This window comes from Flavihumibacter cheonanensis (genome assembly GCF_022352215.1).
Taxonomy (GTDB): domain Bacteria; phylum Bacteroidota; class Bacteroidia; order Chitinophagales; family Chitinophagaceae; genus Flavihumibacter; species Flavihumibacter cheonanensis.
Genome location: NZ_JAKRWF010000235.1, coordinates 1 through 279, shown reverse-complemented (window position 1 = coordinate 279; position 279 = coordinate 1). Strand labels below are relative to the sequence as shown.

1 protein-coding gene is annotated in these 279 nt (G+C 36.2%); it reads left to right on the top strand.

The features are described from left to right. Positions 1 to 279: hypothetical protein (locus MD536_RS21835; RefSeq protein WP_239603888.1), on the top strand; the 279-nt coding region annotated here is incomplete at both ends.

Here is a 279-nt window from a genome sequence, read left to right as displayed (position 1 = left end):
GCTGGTCTTAGATCTGCCTCAGAGAAAGGAACTTCTATTGTTGGTAAAAGGTTTTTAAACCTAGTTGGCGAAGTAATTGGTTCTCCATCAGCTTTATTCAATGATGGTAAAGTAGCAAGAATAGCTAAGTCTGGTGTTCTTGGAGGTAGCTTACTTCCAAACTTTAGATACTTTATGTCAAACTATCTAACAGCACCTGCTATTATTTATGGATCTATAGGTAAGGTAACAAGTCCATTTGTTATCTTTGATCCTGCTGTAAATAGTGTTATGAAAGCA